Raw genomic sequence first — 17,398 nt, 5'->3', positions numbered from 1 at the left:
GGAGGGCACAAAATCGATGGGCGAAGGCGGTTTGATCAGGGTATTTTTGGGTGGCTGTTTGGAATCGTGCGATAGATGGTGCGCGACTGTGTTTCAGCCAGAATCGTTGCTGCGTTGAGTCGTCTGGCGGGAAGGAGACGGACAGTAACCTGCCCTTCTTCGACTGCGCTCAGTATCTGTGCTGCTTGCCTGCATGCTTCATCGATAGGTTCCGGGCGCGTATTCTCTACAGGTTCCTGTCGGAAAATGCTGGTCGGGGTGAGATCATCAAGCAACGTCACCTTGACTCCTCGTTTCCTCGCGTTCCACACCTCCCGGGAAAGTCCCGGAACATCGAGAAAAGGGGATCTGATCGAATCACGGAGCCGCATCTCGAGGAGTCGTGCATTTCGCGCCCTTTCCTCGGGGTGGAGGTCATCAGGCAAAACGAAATTGATCATCGCTTTCACCCATTCGCAATTCCGCTGCAGATATCCTGTATGGGCGCCCGCGCGGTACATGTCCTCGTCGTGCTTCAACGCATCTTCTGTTGCTACAGGGAATTGGCTTGTGGCTCTCCTGATCAATAAGGGCACGAGCGCCCCTGCAAATATTGTTGGAAAAATGTTGAGGATGTGCATCAGTCGCGGTGCATCAACCGGAATCCCTGCAGCTTGGAATGCCAGGATGAGAATGGTGACACCGGTGAAGGTTGCTGTGGCAGTTCCTCCGCGTCGCCGAATGGCGAGCAACGGGAGGATCGAATGTAGTGCATAGAACCACCAATGCGTAGGCCAAGGTTGTTCGGCTCCTGCTCCCATCATCAGACCTCCAACACTCAGAGTCAACGTTCCGGTGACCGCTGCGCACGTCGCGGGGAGGGATAGCCTGAATTCTTTTCCGGACATGATGGCCGTGAGTGCGATGCCAAATCCAATCGTTGCAGTGATTTGTGCTGGCAGATTCGTGAAATGCTGACGCTCCGTCCACTGCATCGTCATGAAGGTCATAGCGATGCACCCCGCGAACCATGGGCTGTATGTCACGTGGCGACCGGTGAGGCGTTCGACCGGTGGAAATTTGAAAGGGTTGTGCGGCGGGGAGTCCCCCGGCTGCGTGGAGTGTGCGGAGGCCCATCCGATCGTGACGGTTACCCCCCGGTGTCGATTCGATGTCGACGATTCCGCCTTTTGTTGTCTGTAGTCGACCGTATATGGCTATTCGGAGACCAGCCCTGTCGTCGGGTATCCGTTTGATGTCGAATCCGGGGCCGTCCATCGGTGTAGCGGATAGTGAAGCTGTCGAGGCGGCCATTACTGTTGACGATGATGTCGCAGCGTCTTTGAGCGTTGGGAGCGTATTTGACGGAGTTGAGGGCGCCTTCGCGGAGGGAATCACAGATGGCTGCTGCAGCCGATGCAGGAAGTGTCACAGCAGTGGACGGCGGAGGTGTGGATGTCACCACAGTTGTCGGATCGAAGGTCATCACAATCTGCAGGACTTCATCCATGACATCCCGGGCGGCGACCGTGACACCACTCGTATGCGGAACCCCATCGGGTGACAATCTGCTGATGATCTTATCGGCACTGATTTCCCGGTTTCCCCGGGCAACTGACCCAAGCAGCGTCAGGACATTGTCGTGCACATTCGCCAAGAATCGGGCCTCTGTTTCCATGAGGGTACGAGATTGGGCGTTGACCAGTGTGCTCGACGCAGGGAGGCAACCCGGGCATCGAGTCTCCGGGCTGTGCTGGTTGCGTAAGCGAGGAAAACGAGGAAAGGAACGGTGATGATTTCACCGTGGGCGATCGCCAGATAGAAGTAGATACCAACAGGGATGGAGTTGTTCAGGAGTGTGGAGGCGCCGATGATGACTGCGCCGATACCGTATCCGAGCGGCGGTCGGAGCGAAGCGGCGAAGAACACAAAAGAAGAATAGCTGCCGCTGTGAGCGGGAAAAATCCCCCACCATCAGTAAAGCATCTTCGTGACGTACTCCCCGGTGCGACTGAATACCAGTGCCAGCATCCAGGCAACGCTCGTCGCTGAGGCTGTGACCCGCAGCACCGCAGCTTCCGCCCGGTGCCCACTGGTCATTTGTGTGAAAGAACTCTGCGTACGATCTTCTGCGGTTCGCGTCGGAGCCGAAACAAAGGGAGGGTCGACCGCGGATTGCTGGAGCAGGGAACCGTGCGAGTCTGGGGGTCAGGTTCGAGGTGTTCTTCCGCTGATCGGCTCATGTCATGTCACTGCACCTGTCGAGGTTTAAGGGGAGTGATCTATTCACGGTGCAACTCCTGCGCTGAATACACCTGATGTCATGCGTACTTGCTACTAGTTTTAACAACCAATCAACATCGGGGCGACTATCAATTTTGAGGGGTGCGTGCCCAATGGGGAGTTGGCGGCATGGACGTCACTGGATGGATCACGTATCGACGGGGCGCAGATCGTCGCAGGAGCAGATCTGATGCGGCTCGCTGGGCAGTGATCGGGGTGTCGCTAGTGCGTTACCCCGGCGGATATGAACAACGTCGGTCGATGCTCAACGACGCAATCACCTCAGAACCGAGACGATTCCATGGCACGGTATCCATCGCATTGGGCGGGAAGTAGGTCATTTCGCTGAGGCGTTATCAGAGCTGACGAGGTGGGGAGGTAGCCGTGAGGGGGCTGTCTCTGTGGAGACGGATCCCCCTGATGAAGCGTGGGTGATCAACACCCAGGGGCTTCCCACTGCCACCTAAGTCCTCGTTTCCGGGATCGTGTGACAGATATTCACGAGAGGAAGGGACTTTTTTAGATGGTCAATATCGGACTGGTGTCGGGAACGCTACGAGGATCAGCCGGTCAACCGGTAAACGGGCAAAGATCTGCGCGACAGAGATAGCGCACTCAGCACAGGGACGTCCGGAACCTGTGATTAATCGAGAATGAGCAAGTCTGCGGGGGTGGCGCGGACCTCCGCAAGTCGAGGAACGGCACGTTCCAACCGATTCCACTGACCGGCAGGGATGGTCTTCACTGCGGCACGAACCACATCCTTGTCGGGTGTAGCCCAAGCGATCGGCATCGGGGTGATCTCACTCCAGTGATCCCTGTCAGAGATGCTGCGCTGGCCAGACACGCCGACTGCGGGAACCTTTTCCCCGATGGACCGGTTGTGTCCTGAGATTCTCGTCACGGTACGCGCTGCCAACGCCCAACGGGGAGGATCAGACTCCGACACCGTCGTGTTCACGAGTGCCAGGAGTACGAGATCGCGCTCGTTGACCTCGGCCACCACAGCGGGGATCAGCGGGTAACGATCGTAGAGTTCCTGTGCGGTGCCGACCTTCCGGGGCAGGACGAACATCATGCCGAAGCTCACCAGGGCCATGACCGTCAGAGCGATCACCATCATCCAGACCCAGGGCTGCCCACCGAAGTACCACAGGACCCCGGCGGCGACGGCCATCTGAATCAATCCGAACATGCCCGCTGAGATCACGAGTCGACGAGAATCCCGGAGCAGTTCATTGTTCGCCTTGTTGTGGGTGAGGTCGATGGTGAAGGGAAAGTCTGTGGAGCTCATCTCAGGGCGGGCCTTCCATGGATGGAGTCTGTGGCGGGTGTCATGTGGGGCTAGGTTTCGGTCATCGGTAGGTCTGCCGCATCCATGATGCGGTAGGCGTAACCCTGTTCCGCGAGGAACCGCTGCCGGTGGGCCGCATAATCCGTGTCGAGACTGTCACGGGACACGACCGAGTAGAAATGGGCCTCCCCGCCGTCAGCCTTCGGGCGTAGAAGCCTGCCGAGGCGTTGCGCCTCCTCCTGTCGGGAACCGAAGGTTCCCGACACCTGAATCGCGACCGCGGCTTCCGGTAGATCAATGGAGAAGTTCGCGACTTTACTCACCACAAGAACGTCGATCTCCCCGGAACGGAATGCGGCGAAGAGCTTCTCCCGTTGTTTGTTCGAGGTGCTTCCCTCGATGACGGGTGCGTTGATGGTTTGTCCGATCTCCTCCAACTGGTTCAGATAAGCGCCGATGACCAGAGTAGGTTGGCCTGCATGTTTGGCAAGGATTTTGCGGATTACCCGCATCTTCGATCCCGCGCACGCCGCCAACCGGTACCGTTCTGCTGGCTCTGCGGTGGCGTAGGCCATGCGCTCCGCGTCGGTCATGGTGACCCGGACCTCGACGCAGTCCGCGGTGGCGATGTAGCCGCGTGCCTCGATGTCCTTCCATGGAGCGTCAAAACGCTTCGGCCCGATGAGGGAGAAGACGTCCCCCTCCCTGCCGTCTTCGCGCACGAGGGTCGCGGTGAGTCCGAGTCGTCTCCGGGACTGCAGATCCGAGGTCATCCGGAACACCGGCGCGGGTAGGAGATGAACCTCGTCGTAGATGATCAGGCCCCAATCATGGGAATCGAAAAGTTCGAGTGCCCGGAACTCGCCTTTCGTACGGCGGGTGACGACCTGGTACGTCGCGATCGTGACGGGGCGGATCTCCTTCACCTCGCCGGAGTATTCGCCGATCTCCTCGGCGGTGAGAGATGTTCTGCGAATCAGTTCGTCGCGCCACTGACGACCGGCGACGGTGTTGGTCACGAGAATCAGGGTCGTTGCTTTCGCTTTTGACATAGCGGCGGCACCGACCATTGTCTTCCCCGCACCGCAGGGTAGAACGATGACACCGCTGCCCCCGGCCCAGAATGCCTCGGCGGCCTGAGCCTGGTAATCCCGTAGTTCCCAGTGGTCCTTCTCGGTGGATAATTCGATCGGGTGTGCTTCACCGTCGACGTATCCGGCGAGATCCTCGGCGGGCCAGCCGACCTTGAGGAGCTCCTGTTTCAACCGACCTCGTTCACTAGGATGGACGGTGAATGTGGTGTCGTCGATGCGCTCACCGAGCATCGGTGCGATCTTCCGGTGCCGGATGAGCTCCGCCAGGATCGCGGCCTCCTCCGACTCCAGGGTGAGTCCGTGCGTCGGATCCTTGTGCAGGCGGACCCTGCCGTAGCGGCTCATGGTCTCCGCGACATCGATGAGCAGTGCCTGCGGGACCGGGAAACGGGAGTAGGTTTCCAGCATATCGACGACCTGTTCCGCATCGTGTCCCGCGGCGCGGGCGTTCCACAGTGCGAGAGGCGTGATCCGGTAGGTGTGTACATGCTCCGGAGCGCGTTCCAGTTCCGCGAACGGGGCCAGCGCCGAGCGGGCCTCGTCGGCCTTCTCGTGCCCGGTCTCCAGCAGTACGGTTTTGTCCGACTGCACGATGAGTGGGCCGTCTCCGATGGGCACAGGCGTCCACGTCCTCTCCAGTTTCACGGGTATATCCCCGGTGCGGGGTCAAACCACCATTATTGCATTGATGGAATTCTCGTGCGGGTGTGGTCAGTCGTCCCCCAGAATCACCTCGGTGATGCGGTGGATGAGGAAGCGCTGGGTCTCCCCGGTGTCCTCGTCGACGGCGTCGACCTGCCCACCGGACACCATCACCGGGGTGACCCGGCGGTACCCCGACTGCCCGTGATTGTCGACGAACCCGAGAGTCACCGTACGATTCGACCGCGCCGCGGCTTGGAGGATACCTAGTGCCTGTGCTCCCTGCACCGTGCGTCCGGTGCCATCCGTGGCGGTACGCCCCGTGCGGGCTGCATTCTGAGCTGCCTCACCCCGTCGTATTGCCTCCACCACATCGCGAATACTCCCGGGTGCCAGGGGGTTTGAAGGGCGGGCACCTCTGTTTTCCGTGCGTACCCGTGAAGGACGTGCACGGAGGTCGAGGCTGGCTCCCGTAGCGGATTCTGCGACGGGTTGGAACCCTTCAGCCCGGAGCGCATCGAGAACCTGGATGAGTGGTGCCTGCGCAACGGCGACGGTGGGAGCGACCAGTCTCAGGGCGACTTTCTGCGAGCCAGGAGCCTCGGCAACCTGCCGGAGAAGTGCCTCATCATCGCAGCGCAGGTAGCACAGTGCGGGGCCGCCACGAAGGGCCCCGTGGCGGCGGGCCACGTCGGTGATGAGGTAGTCGATGTTTTGCGGCAGGTCCCCGAGTGTGTGCTGGTCGAGCAGGGCCCGGATGTCGGAGCCGCTCCGCCCCGCGTCCAGAGCGCGTCGGATAGAGTTCTCGGTGATCCGGAAGACACTGGCCATCCCCGCCGATTCGATGTCTCCGGCGAGGGTCAGCTCGAATTCCAGTTCGGGGGCAAGAGGGCCGGGGGCCAGGATCGTCATGTCACCCTGCGCAATGAGTGTGTCGACGGGTGCAGGGATCACCGATTCAGCCGCGGTGATGAGTGCCGGGGCCGGGGATTCGGCTTCGGAATCGGCACCAATTCTCATCAGCGCCCGGAGCGGCGTCGTGGCGATACCGTGGCCGAGTGCTCCGACCCAGGTTGCCTCGGAAACGATTTCGCAGACGGTTCCCGGCCGGATCCTGCTGGCGGGTACCGGCGCGGTGAAGCGAAGATCCTCGTCCAGTTCACCAGCAGCCAGGGCAATACCTTCAGGCGGGCGGACGAACTGTGCCATCACCAGTTGTCGGACACCGGGGAGTCCCTGGTACTCGGTCGCGGTGGAGAGAAGATGGATGGTTCGGCCGCGGGTGTCGGTGCGCCCCATACGCCAATGGGCCCAGACGGATCCGGCCCAGCCGTCGAGGAGAATCGACCAGCGGATCGCCGGTGGAGCCGCGAGCCAGCGATCTGCGTCGGGGGTAGGGGCCAGGAGCTCGCCACCTGGGTCGTCGGATGGGGCAGGGTCCGGCTCACCGCGGCCCAACAGCCCGGCGGAGACACCGAGACAGACCAGACGGTGCACCGTTTTCTCGTCGCAGTCCAGGTCGCGTGACAGCCTGGTGAGTGAGCGGACACCGATACCGCCCTCCTTCAGACACTGGACGGGCTGATCACCGAGAATTGTTATCAGACGTCGTATGAGGCGTGTCACCTCCATACCCGCTGCAGCCCCCTCGTCATCGGCCTTTCGTTGAGTTCTTGGATCAGCGATGAGACCTCCGTCCGGGGCGGTACGGGGAGAAGGGAGAAGCGGCTGAGGAGTGACACCGGTGCCGTCGAGAAGGCCCCGCACGATTGCGGGCATCTTGACCGTCCTGTTGTCCACCCGAAGGAGCAACCCCGCGGCGATGAGTCGGGGTACGGGCCGGTCAGGATCAGCATCGGGCGCGGCATCCTTGGTCAATCCGAATCCGCCGGATGCGACCAACGTGTCGAGGATTCGTCGTTCGCGGGGAGAGAGCTCAGTGATCCTGGCCCGGGCTGTTTGCTCGTCGAGGGGCGTGGTGCGTCCGGCAGGATCGGGAAGAAGCTGCCAGTTTGCCGGAAGCGAGGACATGGCTTCTCCCGTGACGCGAAGGCGATCAGGTGTTCCGTGGAGGAGTGCCCGCTCGATCAGCTCGATGAGGGTGTCGGACACGGTATCCGCGTCTATTTGTGCCGGATTCTCCGACGTGTTGAGTCGTCCGGTGACCAGCTCGACCACATCGGGGGCGGACACCGGATGGAGTTCACCCCCGAGTACTGCGACTGCCTCGAGGACCATGAGCTGCAGTGCCGTCAGGTTCGCCGTCGCCCGGGCGACCGATGCCCGAAGTTGGAGGCGGGCTGCTAAGGCACCGATTCCGGGAGGCAGTGGCCACGCGGTGTCGGGTCGGTGGGAGAGGATTCGGGTGAGGAGGTCGTCGTCGACCCCCGAGAGCCACTGACTGAACGTGGGGCCTGAATCTGGAGCGGAGGCAGGTGTTTTCATGGTGACGCCAAGTTTAGAGGGTCATAAGGTGACTTTTCTGCGCCCCGTTTGAGAGAATGGGGCCATGTCGAAAATGGAAAAGAAAAGCTACGTCGATCCCGGCTGGCCGGAGCATGTCCCCGGGGGTGGACATCCGGTGACTGAGCTGGTCTCCAAGGTGGACGGTGCATCGAGTCCGTACGGTGACGAGATGGTTTTCCCGCGCCCCGTGGAGGAACTCGGCTACGTCCATCCCTATACGCGGGTCAATCGCTAAGAACGGTACTTTCCCGTCCGGCCCAGCCGGAGAATGGCTGCATCGATACGTGGTGTGAGTCAATCTCCGGCACTTCGTGCTACCCGGGTTCTGCCGGAGACGGGATGACGTCCGCCAGATACACCTGAAGCCGCCGGGCGAGAAGAACACGTGGGGTGCGTGCACTCGCCTGGCGGCTTCAGGTGTATCGCCGATGAAAGGGGAGTCAGCGTCCCAGCAGGAACTCGATGTTGTCCCGGTTGGCACTGTAGAAGGCTTCGAAGTTGCCTCGGTTCGCCTGGTAGAAGGCGGTGAGTTCATGAGGTACAGGCAGTCCACGGTCACGCAGAGCGTTCACCAGGGCGTTGTATAGCGCATCAACTGGGATGACATCGCTGGAACCTGCGACGGGATCCTGGATGACGGTGGCTTCAGCGTTGAACTCCGCGGGTGCGGGGATCACCGGCGCAGCGATGGAAGGAGCCTCCGGGGCGGGAACGCCACGGTGCGTGTTCGGGGCGGAGTTCAGACCGAGTCGGGCGGAGCAGGCGGGCCAGGCACCCCAGCCCTGTCCCGCGAGGGTCTTCTCGGCGATGGCGATCTGCTGTTCACGGGTGGCCTGGTGCGGCAGTGGTGCGAACTGGTCGCCACCGTAGGCGCGCCAGGTGCCCGGGGTGAACTGGAGTCCGCCGTAGAAGCCGTTTCCGGTGTTGATACCCCAGTTTCCACCGGCCTCACACTGTGCGAGCCGGTCCCAGTCGGAGTACGGGGCAGCGGACGCGGTGGGCGCCAGAATGGATGCTGCCGTCCCGACAGCCACGGCGGATGCCGCGAGCCGGGTCATGCGGGAGGGAGTCTGCTTTGCGTGATGGGCCATGAAGTCTTTCGTTTCCTCTCGGTCATCGCTTGTCGGGCTGCCCCGGCTACCATGTCTGGTGCCGATACCGGGTTCTACCGGTGATGGCAGCTCCGCCCCTGTCCTCGCTGTGTTCAGTTCGACGGTCCAGCGCCGCACCTGAAGTGGCGGCGCGAGGTGGGCTGGTTGATCTCGTGGGAATCCACAGGCCCCGACGTGAGTTACCACGCCATCGGTTGTCCCGGACAGGGGGTGCGATGGGCTCGACGGGCGTGGTGGTAGGGCCTACGCTCAGCAACGGTACTGGTTTATAACGAAACTGTCACGTTCCGGACGCGAAAAAATGTCGGCTACGCGTCCGTGAGCCGATGAAACAGCAGGTGAGCGGATTGGATACGGTTGGGTCACAATTTTTATCCAGCCTGGCAAATATCGAGGATCAGCTCTCATCGCCTTGGTGATACATACTGGATGGGGTGCGGTTCTGCTGGTATCTTCCGCTTTGTTGTGTCCCTGGGGAGGGAGCGGGGTCACGGCAGTGCCTATCGGGGTATATTAGCTTCTTTACGTGATGCTCGGGTGACGGTGGGGCGGCATGGTCGGCAGAATGACGGGATCCCCTGTCGTCGGCGGGTCCCCGCGCCGGGCTCCCTCCCAGCGCTCAATGAAAGGGTGAGGTCCAGTGCCTATCGGCAAAGTCAAGTGGTATGACACGGAACGCGGTTTCGGCTTCGTATCCAATCCGGGCGACGAGGACTGCTTCGTGGGAAAACAGGTGCTTCCTGACGGAGTTGAGGAACTCCACCCGGGTCAGCGAATCGAGTTTGATTTCGCAGCGGGGCGTCGTGGTCCGCAGGCGCTCCGGGTGAAGGTCCTCGACACCCCCCGCGTGGTCCGGCGGCCCCAGCACAAGTACCAGCCGGAGGAACTCCATGGAATGATCTCCGACCTGGTCACACTTCTGGAATCGAAGGTGCAGCCCGATCTTCGTACGGGTCGCCGACCTGATCGGAAGACCGGTCGGCAGGTGGCCGAGATCCTCCGGGCTGTCGCCCGGGAGCTCGATTCCTGAGGTTTCTGCTCAGGGTTGGGCGTTGATGGACCAGACGACACGGACGGGGCTGGGATGCCCGTCCTTGTCGGTCCCGATTTGAGGTGAGGCTACCTCAACCACCAGGAGCCGGGCGTCGGTTGACTCATCTTCCGAACCGTCCTTGAGCTCCGCGGACCCGTCGATCTCTACCTCCCGGGTACTGTTGCCCGGGTAGAGGCGCTGGTCGTTGGCTGCGGGATTGTCGTAGATCATGAGTACTGAGAAATCATGGTCGTACACCTCGGGGGGGAGGGTGACCGTGAGCGTTTCCTCTGCACCGACCGCGAGATCGGTTACCTCCCCTTCAGGACAGAAGACGTCGATCTCGCAGGCACTGTAGGGCCGTACGATCACCTCCCTGTCTCCGACGGACGCCTGCAGGGTAATTTCCTGGGGCGGCGGGCCCGGGCGGTCGTTCCACCAGCGTTGGAACAACACCGACACCGCGACCACGATGACCACCGCGATGATGAGGATGATGAACTGCCGGAGATTCTTGCCTCTGTTCCTACGTTCTGCCATGTCCGCAGTCTATCGGTCCGTGGTCGGTGACTCCGTGAGCGTCACCTCGTAGAGGGTGCCCCACCGCTTACCGGTGAGCAGGAGGCGGTTGGTGCCCGGTACCTGTGCGATGCCGTTCAGAACGTCATCCGGGTCCGTCGGGTTCGCGTCTCTGAGCCCTGAAGCGTCTATCACCGCAGTCACTGCACCGTCGTCCAGATCAACCCGGACGATGGTCGTAGTCGTCCAGACGTTCGCCAGAACGGACCTCCGTCCATTGGCCTCGACGCATTCGAGCTCATTGAGCCGATCCATGGGTTCACCCGACAACGTGACCGGGATACGTGAGAGTTCCCGTAGATCGTCCGGATCGAGCAGCCGCAGGTGGTCTGTGCCGTCGGACATGACGACGGTGTCGCCGAAGGAGCAGAGACCCCACCCCTCGCCAGGGTAGGACGTCCGCCCGATTTCCTCGAGGGTATCGCGGTCGCGCTTGATCGCCGTCCCGTCCCGCCAGGTCAGTTGCCAGATCACCGTGCCTGTGTCGGTGACCCCCTCCCCGAAATACTCGGGTGGCAGGTCCACGGAGCGGATCTCCGTGCCATCGAGATCGGATGTGTACACACGGGACTCACCTGTGATTCCCGTGCCGACGAGAAGTCGTTCACCGTCGTACTCCAGCCCTTGGGTGAAACTGTCCCCGGCCATCGGGTACTGCGCGACGGTCTCCACCCCGAAGTGGTCCAGACCATGTTCCCGGAGAATGACCGGAGCAGGATCCGGGGTGCAACCGGCGAGGGTCAGGCACAGTGTCGTCGCAGTGACAGTGACGCTTCGTGACCACATGAGAGGGGACATTCGTCCATCATGCATCAGATACCGGATAATGGTCGGGTGCCGAAGAGTAATCATCGCCGAAGCCGATCCTCCCACCGGACACGGGAACGGAAGAGTGACCCCCTGCTCGGAGCCGGAGCTATCGCTGTCGCACGCGACGCTGTTGTCGGTCTCGGGGAAGGCGGAGTTGGAATTCATCTCGGTGTGAGCCGGATCGGGGCACACTCTGCCGCGCATCGGTTCGCCGCTGATGTGCCCGGTTACGGTGGATGGGAATGGGTCGCTGTCGTCGCCTGCGCCCCGAACTCGGAGTACGTTACCGTCAACGAAGTTGCGTTGCAGCCAGGCAGAGATGCACTACGGGCTCCAGACTGGGTGCCTTACGCTGAGCGAGTTCGCCCCGGCGACCTTGGCCCAGGGGATGTCATGCCGCCGAGGCCCGACGATGAACGCCTCGTCGACGCCACGGAACTTGTCGGGGCTACGGATTCCGAGCGTCCCGCGATTCCGTGTCAACGCACGGACAAACGCCTCACCCGACGTGGACTCGATGATGCTCTCCACAGATGGCGGGGGAGTGACTTCGGGCCGACCAGCGAGTTCGCTCAGCGTGCGGCGCTGCACTGCGGCAGTTGCGCCTTCTGGATTCCACTGCCCGAAAATGCCGTCGCCAACTTCGGGGTGTGCACCAACGAGTACGCGGCTGATGGACGTGTCGCACACTCCGGCTACGGATGTGGTGCCCATTCGGACACTCCGCCGGCGGATACCCTCGGAACCCCGGAAGGCGAAGTTTTCGACGACGAATACACCGTTGAACTCTAGACCCGGATCGCGGTGGACCAGAGCTGTGCCGATACTCCGGACATTCCGTTCGGTCCGGCTTCGACGGCATCCGGCGCCGGAATCAGCCCACGTTCAGTTACCCAGCCGGTGACCGCGCGAACCCCGGAGAATGCGTTGAGCAGCCATACCTGGGACCTCATGAGCTCTCGAGGACGGATCCGGGTTTCCTCCGTGACAGGCCACCCCGATCCCCGGAGAAGGGTGCACACCCCGTCAGCCGTCGTCGAACGTAGAGAACGCGGATGCCGGATCAGTGTCGCGCGGCCTGGACCAAGTACCAAGATCGTGGAGTAGACGGCTTCGATGACGAAACCGGCGTCATCATGTAACAATCCCTCATCTGCCCCGCGGTCTCGGGATTGCATCAGACAATCTGCGAGCCAGTCCAGGTCCGGCCCCTTTATTGTCGGTTGGGTACGTAGATCCCGGTGTCCGATGGCGTCAACCGTGATGAGTTCATGGAACTCCCGATCAGGTCGGATCAGCACCGATGGGCCGCCAACCCCCACGGAAACCAACGGGTTGAACGCGCCTGAACCTGCAGTTCGCAGAGTCGATCGGATCACGGATTCGTCTCCGTCCGACAACCATGGCCGGAGCCTCTCCATGTGTGCATGCCAGCAGCGGACGCGGCCGTCTATCATCCGGAACGACGTCGATACACGTTCCGGCCAGGTCACAGATCAACCTCTGAGATGCCGTGTTCCAGCAGAAGACGAAAAGGTAGGGTCTTCACCAGAACCTCTTCCCACTCTGCTGCCGGATCAGACAACCGGGTCACCGCGCCACCGGCCCCGTAGTTCAGGCTCCGACCGTGGACGGCCACCGTGCGGATGAGTACGGACAGATCCAGATCCCCGGTTGCGGAGATCCAGCCCATGCACCCCGAGTACACACCCCGTGGTGTGCCTTCCAGCTCCGCGAGAATGTCCATGCTGCGCTGTTTCGGGGCGCCGGTCATTGACCCCGGAGGAAACGCCGCTAGCGCAGCATCGAGGCTATTCGCGTTGACGGGGAGCCTGCTGGAGATGGTCGAGATCATCTGATGAACCTTGTCGAAGGTGTGGACCGCACACAGTTCAGGAACGGTGATGGTACCGGGGATGCAGCTCCGGGCGAGATCGTTTCGGAGCAGATCGACGATCATCATGTTCTCCGCACGGTCCTTCGTGCTTGACGCGAGTTCGTCGGCCAGTCGCGTATCTTCCTCCGGTGTCGCACCCCGTGGACGGGTTCCCTTGATCGGAGATGCAGTCATCACTCCTGCGGTGACGGTGAGGAAACGCTCCGGGGACACTGACAACACCGCGAAGTCAGGTGTGATCAGTACTCCGGCCCTCGGTGCCGCTGCCAGGCGCCGGAGGCGGAGAAATAAGGCGAACGGATCCGGGGCATCGGCGAGTTCCGCGGATGCGGAGGTGGTGAGACAGAGCTCGTAGGACTCGCCGCACTCGATGTAGCGCTGACAGCGTTCAACCATTTCACGGTATGTCGCGGCATTGTGGCGCATACGGATTCCATCCACGATCGTGGGCGCCGGGGGGAGGGGATCTGGGGGGCGGACACGGTGCGCTGGGATGAGTTCCCCGAAGTGGCTTTCCGGGAGATCCGCCGGAACCGTCAGATGGGCGCCGCCGGGGCCACACTGGTACAGCACCTCGGGTACGAGCAGTTGCTCACTCCCGTCGACCTCGGTTACCTTCGCACCGTCCCACCCTCCGGAAGCTTCGTAGGTTAGAACCCCGAACGCGCCGGGAACGATGTCCGGGTGAGCGGGGGAACTATCCTCGGTGAGTTTCCCGTCGGGAATACCGGAAGGATGGACCAGGTGATGCCCGGCTGCGACGATGCCTGGGGCTTCGGGATCGTCAGGGAGATCCCGAACGGCGGTCGTCTCAGCGATCACAGGTTCGGATGCGGCACCGTCGAGCCACACGAGTACGGGATAACGGCTTCGCCAGAATTCCGCGACCCGGCGGGCGGATGGCGGGTGCGGAACCGGTATCCGGCGCCAGCATCGCGTCTCAGTTCCGGAGGACGGCGTCCCGTGCCGTAAGGCGAGTGTGACCATGTTTCGGAGCAACGTGACACCGTGGTCCGTGCCGATGGACTCGGGATGAAACTGCACACCCCACTGAGGAGCATCGGTCCGGCGGAGAGCCATGATCGTTCCATCATCGGCGCGGGCCAGCACCTCCACATTCGGTGGAGGAGCGGTCACATCCAGGGAGTGATAGCGCACAACCTCAATGGGGGAGGGAACCCCGGTGAAGATTCCTGTGCCGTCGTGAGTGACCCTGCTGACCAGACCATGTCTGGGATGCATCGCGCGTTCGACGTTCGCTCCCGCAGCCAACGCGATGGCCTGGTGCCCCAGACAGACTCCGACTACGGGGACTCGGTTCTGGCCGATCGCGATGGCGGACGCACCGAGATCATCGGGTGAATGGGGTGATCCGGGGCCCGGTGAGATGACGACCACATCAGCTCCCGCGATGAGCTCGGGGGTAACTCGGGGGGAGTTGTTCGACAAGATATGGGGAGCTACACCGGTGGCCCGGTGAATGAGGTCGCCGAGCAGATGCGTGAATGAATCGTGGTTGTCTATCAGCAGAATTGTTGTCACAGTCAGGTCCGTAAGGTCGGGGCGTGCTCGCCATGTGCACCCGGGGCGGCTCACCCCGATACGGTCATCTCGTCGAATCAGGCCCGGTACTGCATGAAGTCCGGTTGCCCATCGGCGCGTGCCGGTGCCATTGTATCCGTGGCACAGCTTTCCTTTGCCCGGTTGGACGGGAGGGCATGTGACATCCCTGACCGTACTGACGGAAAGACACCCTACACTCATGACCGAGAGCACCGGCGGCATCACCGCTGCCGCGCCGCAGACGGACCAGTCCGACGGCGCACTCGACCGTTTCTTCCACATCACCGCCCGCGGGTCAAGCGTGGGCACCGAGATCCGGGCCGGCGTGGTCACCTTCTTCGCCATGGCCTACATCATCATCCTGAACCCACTGATCATCGGCACCACCGCCGACGTCAACGGTGACACCCTGGGTATCCCACAGGTGGCTGCGGTGACGGCCCTTGCGGCCGGTGTGATGACCATCGCCTTCGGCGTGATCGCCCGCTACCCCTTCGGTATCGCCACCGGACTCGGGATCAACACCCTCGTCGCGGTGACCTTGGTGGCCACAGAAGGTCTGACCTGGCCCGAAGCCATGGGCCTCGTCGTTATTGACGGCATAATCATCGTGATCTTGGCGGTGTCCGGTTTCCGCGTCGCTGTCTTTGAGGCGATACCGCACTCCCTGAAGGCCGCGATGGGCGTCGGTATCGGCCTGTTCATCGCGCTCATCGGGCTCGTCGATGCGGGCTTCGTACGTCGCATCCCGGATGCCGCGGGTACCACGGTACCTGTCGGCCTCGGTATCAATGGATCGATTGGGTCATGGCCGACCTTCGTGTTCTGTGCAGGGCTGGTCATCTGTGGTGTCCTGGTCACCCGACGGGTCCGTGGTGGTCTGTTCATCGGAATCCTCACCACCACGGTCCTTGCGATGATCGTCGAGGCACTCACAGACTCCGGCCCGTCGTTCGTCGATGGGAAACCGGTTCCCACAGGTTGGTCCCTCGCCGTTCCAGCGCTCCCCGACAGCGTGGGCAGTGCACCCGACCTGTCGCTGGTTGGAGCGGTTGACCTCATCGGCGCCTTCAGTCGCATCGGAGTGCTCTCCGCATCGCTGCTCGTGTTTACCCTGGTCCTGGCAAATTTCTTTGATGCGATGGGTACCATGACCGCGCTGGGTAAACAGGGACGCCTGGTTGACGCTGAGGGCAACCTTCCGGACATGAAGCGTGCGCTGATCGTCGAGGGCGCCGGCGCCGTCGTCGGTGGTGGTGTCTCAGCATCGTCGAACACCGTCTACATCGACTCGGCTGCAGGTATCGCTGACGGTGCCCGAACGGGACTGGCGAACGTGGTCACCGGTGTCCTGTTTCTTGCCGCGATGTTCCTCACTCCGTTGTATGAGGTCGTCCCGATCGAGGCGGCTGCCCCGGTGCTCGTCGTCGTTGGTGCGATGATGATGGGGCAGGTCGTGGACATTGATTTCACGAAGTTCCACGTCGCACTTCCAGCGTTCCTCACCATCGTGATCATGCCGTTCACCTACTCGATCGCCAACGGCATCGGTGTGGGCTTCATCGCCTACGTGCTGATGTCCCTCGCCAGCGGCCGCGCGAAGAAGGTGCACTGGTTGCTGTGGCTGATCTCCGTACTCTTCATGATCTACTTCACCATTGATCCGGTGATCCACGCCATCGGGTGACGGCTCCGTCCGGACCCCACGAGGCGCCGACCCCCGGCCAGTTTCCCCGGAGGTCGGCGCCTCTGTGTGTCCCGGCGGGCACAGTGTCCTACGATGACACCGTGCTGCGCATACCTGTGACCTCCCCAGACGATTCCAGGCTCCTCGACTACCGGGACCTCAACCATTCAGACAACCGCCCCGACCTCCCCGGGGGAAAGGGACTGGTCATCGCCGAAGGTGCACTGGTTGTCGGGAGACTCCTGGCCTCCCGGTTCCCGGTTCGCTCAATCGTCGGTTTCGGGCACCGGTTGGATGAATTCCTTGCCGATCCCGAGGTGGTCCGGGCTGTCTCGGCCAGGGGTATCCCGATTTATGAGGTGGAGCGTCGTACCCTCGCAGAGACCGTGGGGTTCGATATGCACCGTGGACTGCTCGCCGCCGCCGACAGAGTACCCGGTATGAGCGTTACCGAAGCTGTTGACGGTGCGCGCACCATCGCTGTCCTGGAAGGGGTGGGGGATCATGAGAACATCGGTTCGTTGTTCCGTAACGCAGCGGGACTCGGCGTGGACGCGATCCTTTTCGGTGCCGGGTGCGCGGATCCACTGTACCGGCGGGTGGTGAGGGTTTCCATGGGGCATGTTCTGCGCACCCCATTTGCGCATTTTTCCGGAACACCGACGACGTGGCAGCGAGGACTCGAGGACCTCCGCGCCGACGGATTCACCCTTCTGTCACTCACACCGGATCCGGCTGCGGAGCATCTCGCGGATGCCGTCACAGGAGCCGATGGGTACCCTGTGAATCGGCTCGCACTCCTGGTCGGAGCGGAGGGGCCCGGCTTGTCGGAGCACGCCATGCGGGCCACCGATGTCCGTGCCCGGATACCGATGGCCTCCGGCACGGATTCCCTCAACCTGGCGACAGCCGCTGCGATTGCATTTTACGAACGCCAGCGCAGTCTGCGCTGAGTGGTT

At 62.1% G+C, this 17,398-nt stretch carries 16 protein-coding genes; 5 read left to right on the top strand and 11 right to left on the bottom strand.

Annotation, left to right across the window (positions count from 1 at the left end):
• Window positions 1-35: 35 nt before the first annotated feature.
• The 6 genes from QWU44_RS09075 to QWU44_RS09050 all read right to left on the bottom strand — a co-directional run bounded on the left by QWU44_RS09075 (window position 36) and on the right by QWU44_RS09050 (window position 7,737).
• A complete protein-coding gene (locus QWU44_RS09075; RefSeq protein ID WP_370915351.1) occupies window positions 36-989 on the bottom strand; it encodes a hypothetical protein in 954 nt (317 codons plus the stop codon).
• A gap of 619 nt (window positions 990-1,608) precedes the next feature.
• Window positions 1,609-1,908: a hypothetical protein gene (locus QWU44_RS09070; RefSeq protein WP_370915350.1), complete on the bottom strand. Its 300-nt coding sequence runs from the start codon at window positions 1,906-1,908 to the stop codon at window positions 1,609-1,611.
• A 45-nt stretch (window positions 1,909-1,953) separates the two neighbouring features.
• The gene (locus QWU44_RS09065) at window positions 1,954-2,079 is read right to left on the bottom strand and encodes a hypothetical protein (protein ID WP_370915349.1); all 126 of its coding nucleotides are present in this window, start codon (window positions 2,077-2,079) and stop codon (window positions 1,954-1,956) included.
• Window positions 2,080-2,905: 826 nt separating this feature from the next.
• The gene (locus QWU44_RS09060; protein ID WP_370915348.1) at window positions 2,906-3,556 is read right to left on the bottom strand and encodes a DUF3239 domain-containing protein; all 651 of its coding nucleotides are present in this window, start codon (window positions 3,554-3,556) and stop codon (window positions 2,906-2,908) included.
• Window positions 3,557-3,606: 50 nt separating this feature from the next.
• Window positions 3,607-5,268 carry a DNA repair helicase XPB gene (locus QWU44_RS09055; RefSeq protein WP_370915347.1) on the bottom strand — a complete coding sequence of 554 codons (1,662 nt, stop codon included), beginning with the start codon at window positions 5,266-5,268 and terminating at the stop codon, window positions 3,607-3,609.
• 93 nt (window positions 5,269-5,361) lie between these two features.
• Window positions 5,362-7,737: a helicase-associated domain-containing protein gene (locus QWU44_RS09050; protein ID WP_370915346.1), complete on the bottom strand. Its 2,376-nt coding sequence runs from the start codon at window positions 7,735-7,737 to the stop codon at window positions 5,362-5,364.
• Between the two features lie 64 nt (window positions 7,738-7,801).
• Between QWU44_RS09050 and QWU44_RS09045 the strand changes: the two genes are divergently transcribed.
• Window positions 7,802-7,993, top strand: coding sequence for a hypothetical protein (locus tag QWU44_RS09045; protein ID WP_370915345.1), 192 nt, complete (start codon window positions 7,802-7,804; stop codon window positions 7,991-7,993).
• Between the two features lie 205 nt (window positions 7,994-8,198).
• Here the strand turns inward: QWU44_RS09045 and QWU44_RS09040 are convergent, their stop codons facing one another.
• Window positions 8,199-8,849, bottom strand: coding sequence for a resuscitation-promoting factor Rpf1 domain-containing protein (locus QWU44_RS09040; RefSeq protein ID WP_370915344.1), 651 nt, complete (start codon window positions 8,847-8,849; stop codon window positions 8,199-8,201).
• A 661-nt stretch (window positions 8,850-9,510) separates the two neighbouring features.
• On the opposite strand from QWU44_RS09040, the gene QWU44_RS09035 reads away from it, so the two are divergent.
• The gene (locus tag QWU44_RS09035) at window positions 9,511-9,900 is read left to right on the top strand and encodes a cold-shock protein (protein WP_370915343.1); all 390 of its coding nucleotides are present in this window, start codon (window positions 9,511-9,513) and stop codon (window positions 9,898-9,900) included.
• A gap of 9 nt (window positions 9,901-9,909) precedes the next feature.
• Here QWU44_RS09035 and QWU44_RS09030 read toward each other — a convergent pair whose 3' ends face one another.
• Both QWU44_RS09030 and QWU44_RS09025 read right to left on the bottom strand, forming a co-directional pair.
• Complete coding sequence (locus QWU44_RS09030) at window positions 9,910-10,443, bottom strand: DUF2771 domain-containing protein (protein WP_370915342.1); 534 nt, start codon at window positions 10,441-10,443, stop codon at window positions 9,910-9,912.
• Between the two features lie 9 nt (window positions 10,444-10,452).
• Window positions 10,453-11,280, bottom strand: a complete 828-nt coding sequence (locus QWU44_RS09025; RefSeq protein ID WP_370915341.1) for a glutaminyl-peptide cyclotransferase — start codon at window positions 11,278-11,280, stop codon at window positions 10,453-10,455.
• Window positions 11,281-11,289: 9 nt separating this feature from the next.
• On the opposite strand from QWU44_RS09025, the gene QWU44_RS09020 reads away from it, so the two are divergent.
• Entirely contained in the window at window positions 11,290-12,084 is a 795-nt protein-coding gene (locus QWU44_RS09020) for a DUF3027 domain-containing protein (RefSeq protein ID WP_370915340.1), read from the top strand.
• On the opposite strand, the gene QWU44_RS09015 is transcribed toward QWU44_RS09020, so the two are convergent.
• Entirely contained in the window at window positions 12,081-12,671 is a 591-nt protein-coding gene (locus tag QWU44_RS09015) for an aminotransferase class IV (RefSeq protein WP_370915339.1), read from the bottom strand. The genes QWU44_RS09020 and QWU44_RS09015 overlap by 4 nt on opposite strands.
• 110 nt (window positions 12,672-12,781) lie before the next feature.
• On the bottom strand, window positions 12,782-14,731 hold the full coding sequence (locus QWU44_RS09010; RefSeq protein ID WP_370915338.1) for a chorismate-binding protein: 1,950 nt from the start codon (window positions 14,729-14,731) through the stop codon (window positions 12,782-12,784).
• Window positions 14,732-14,951: 220 nt separating this feature from the next.
• On the opposite strand from QWU44_RS09010, the gene QWU44_RS09005 reads away from it, so the two are divergent.
• The gene (locus QWU44_RS09005; protein ID WP_370915337.1) at window positions 14,952-16,439 is read left to right on the top strand and encodes an NCS2 family permease; all 1,488 of its coding nucleotides are present in this window, start codon (window positions 14,952-14,954) and stop codon (window positions 16,437-16,439) included.
• 101 nt (window positions 16,440-16,540) lie between these two features.
• Window positions 16,541-17,392: a TrmH family RNA methyltransferase gene (locus QWU44_RS09000; protein ID WP_370915336.1), complete on the top strand. Its 852-nt coding sequence runs from the start codon at window positions 16,541-16,543 to the stop codon at window positions 17,390-17,392.
• Window positions 17,393-17,398 lie beyond the last annotated feature (6 nt).

It is taken from the genome of Corynebacterium sp. CCM 9203, assembly GCF_041357675.1.
Taxonomy (GTDB): domain Bacteria; phylum Actinomycetota; class Actinomycetes; order Mycobacteriales; family Mycobacteriaceae; genus Corynebacterium.
This window is presented reverse-complemented; position numbering and strand designations above follow the sequence as displayed.

Coding starts and splice junctions, on each gene's coding strand:
- QWU44_RS09075 (WP_370915351.1), bottom strand. CDS start 989: ATGACCTTCATGACGATGCAGTGGACGGAGCGTCAGCATTTCACGAAT.
- QWU44_RS09065 (WP_370915349.1), bottom strand. CDS start 2,079: ATGACCAGTGGGCACCGGGCGGAAGCTGCGGTGCTGCGGGTCACAGCC.
- QWU44_RS09060 (WP_370915348.1), bottom strand. CDS start 3,556: ATGAGCTCCACAGACTTTCCCTTCACCATCGACCTCACCCACAACAAG.
- QWU44_RS09050 (WP_370915346.1), bottom strand. CDS start 7,737: ATGAAAACACCTGCCTCCGCTCCAGATTCAGGCCCCACGTTCAGTCAG.
- QWU44_RS09045 (WP_370915345.1), top strand. CDS start 7,802: ATGTCGAAAATGGAAAAGAAAAGCTACGTCGATCCCGGCTGGCCGGAG.
- QWU44_RS09040 (WP_370915344.1), bottom strand. CDS start 8,849: ATGGCCCATCACGCAAAGCAGACTCCCTCCCGCATGACCCGGCTCGCG.
- QWU44_RS09030 (WP_370915342.1), bottom strand. CDS start 10,443: ATGGCAGAACGTAGGAACAGAGGCAAGAATCTCCGGCAGTTCATCATC.
- QWU44_RS09025 (WP_370915341.1), bottom strand. CDS start 11,280: ATGTCCCCTCTCATGTGGTCACGAAGCGTCACTGTCACTGCGACGACA.
- QWU44_RS09020 (WP_370915340.1), top strand. CDS start 11,290: ATGCATCAGATACCGGATAATGGTCGGGTGCCGAAGAGTAATCATCGC.
- QWU44_RS09005 (WP_370915337.1), top strand. CDS start 14,952: ATGACCGAGAGCACCGGCGGCATCACCGCTGCCGCGCCGCAGACGGAC.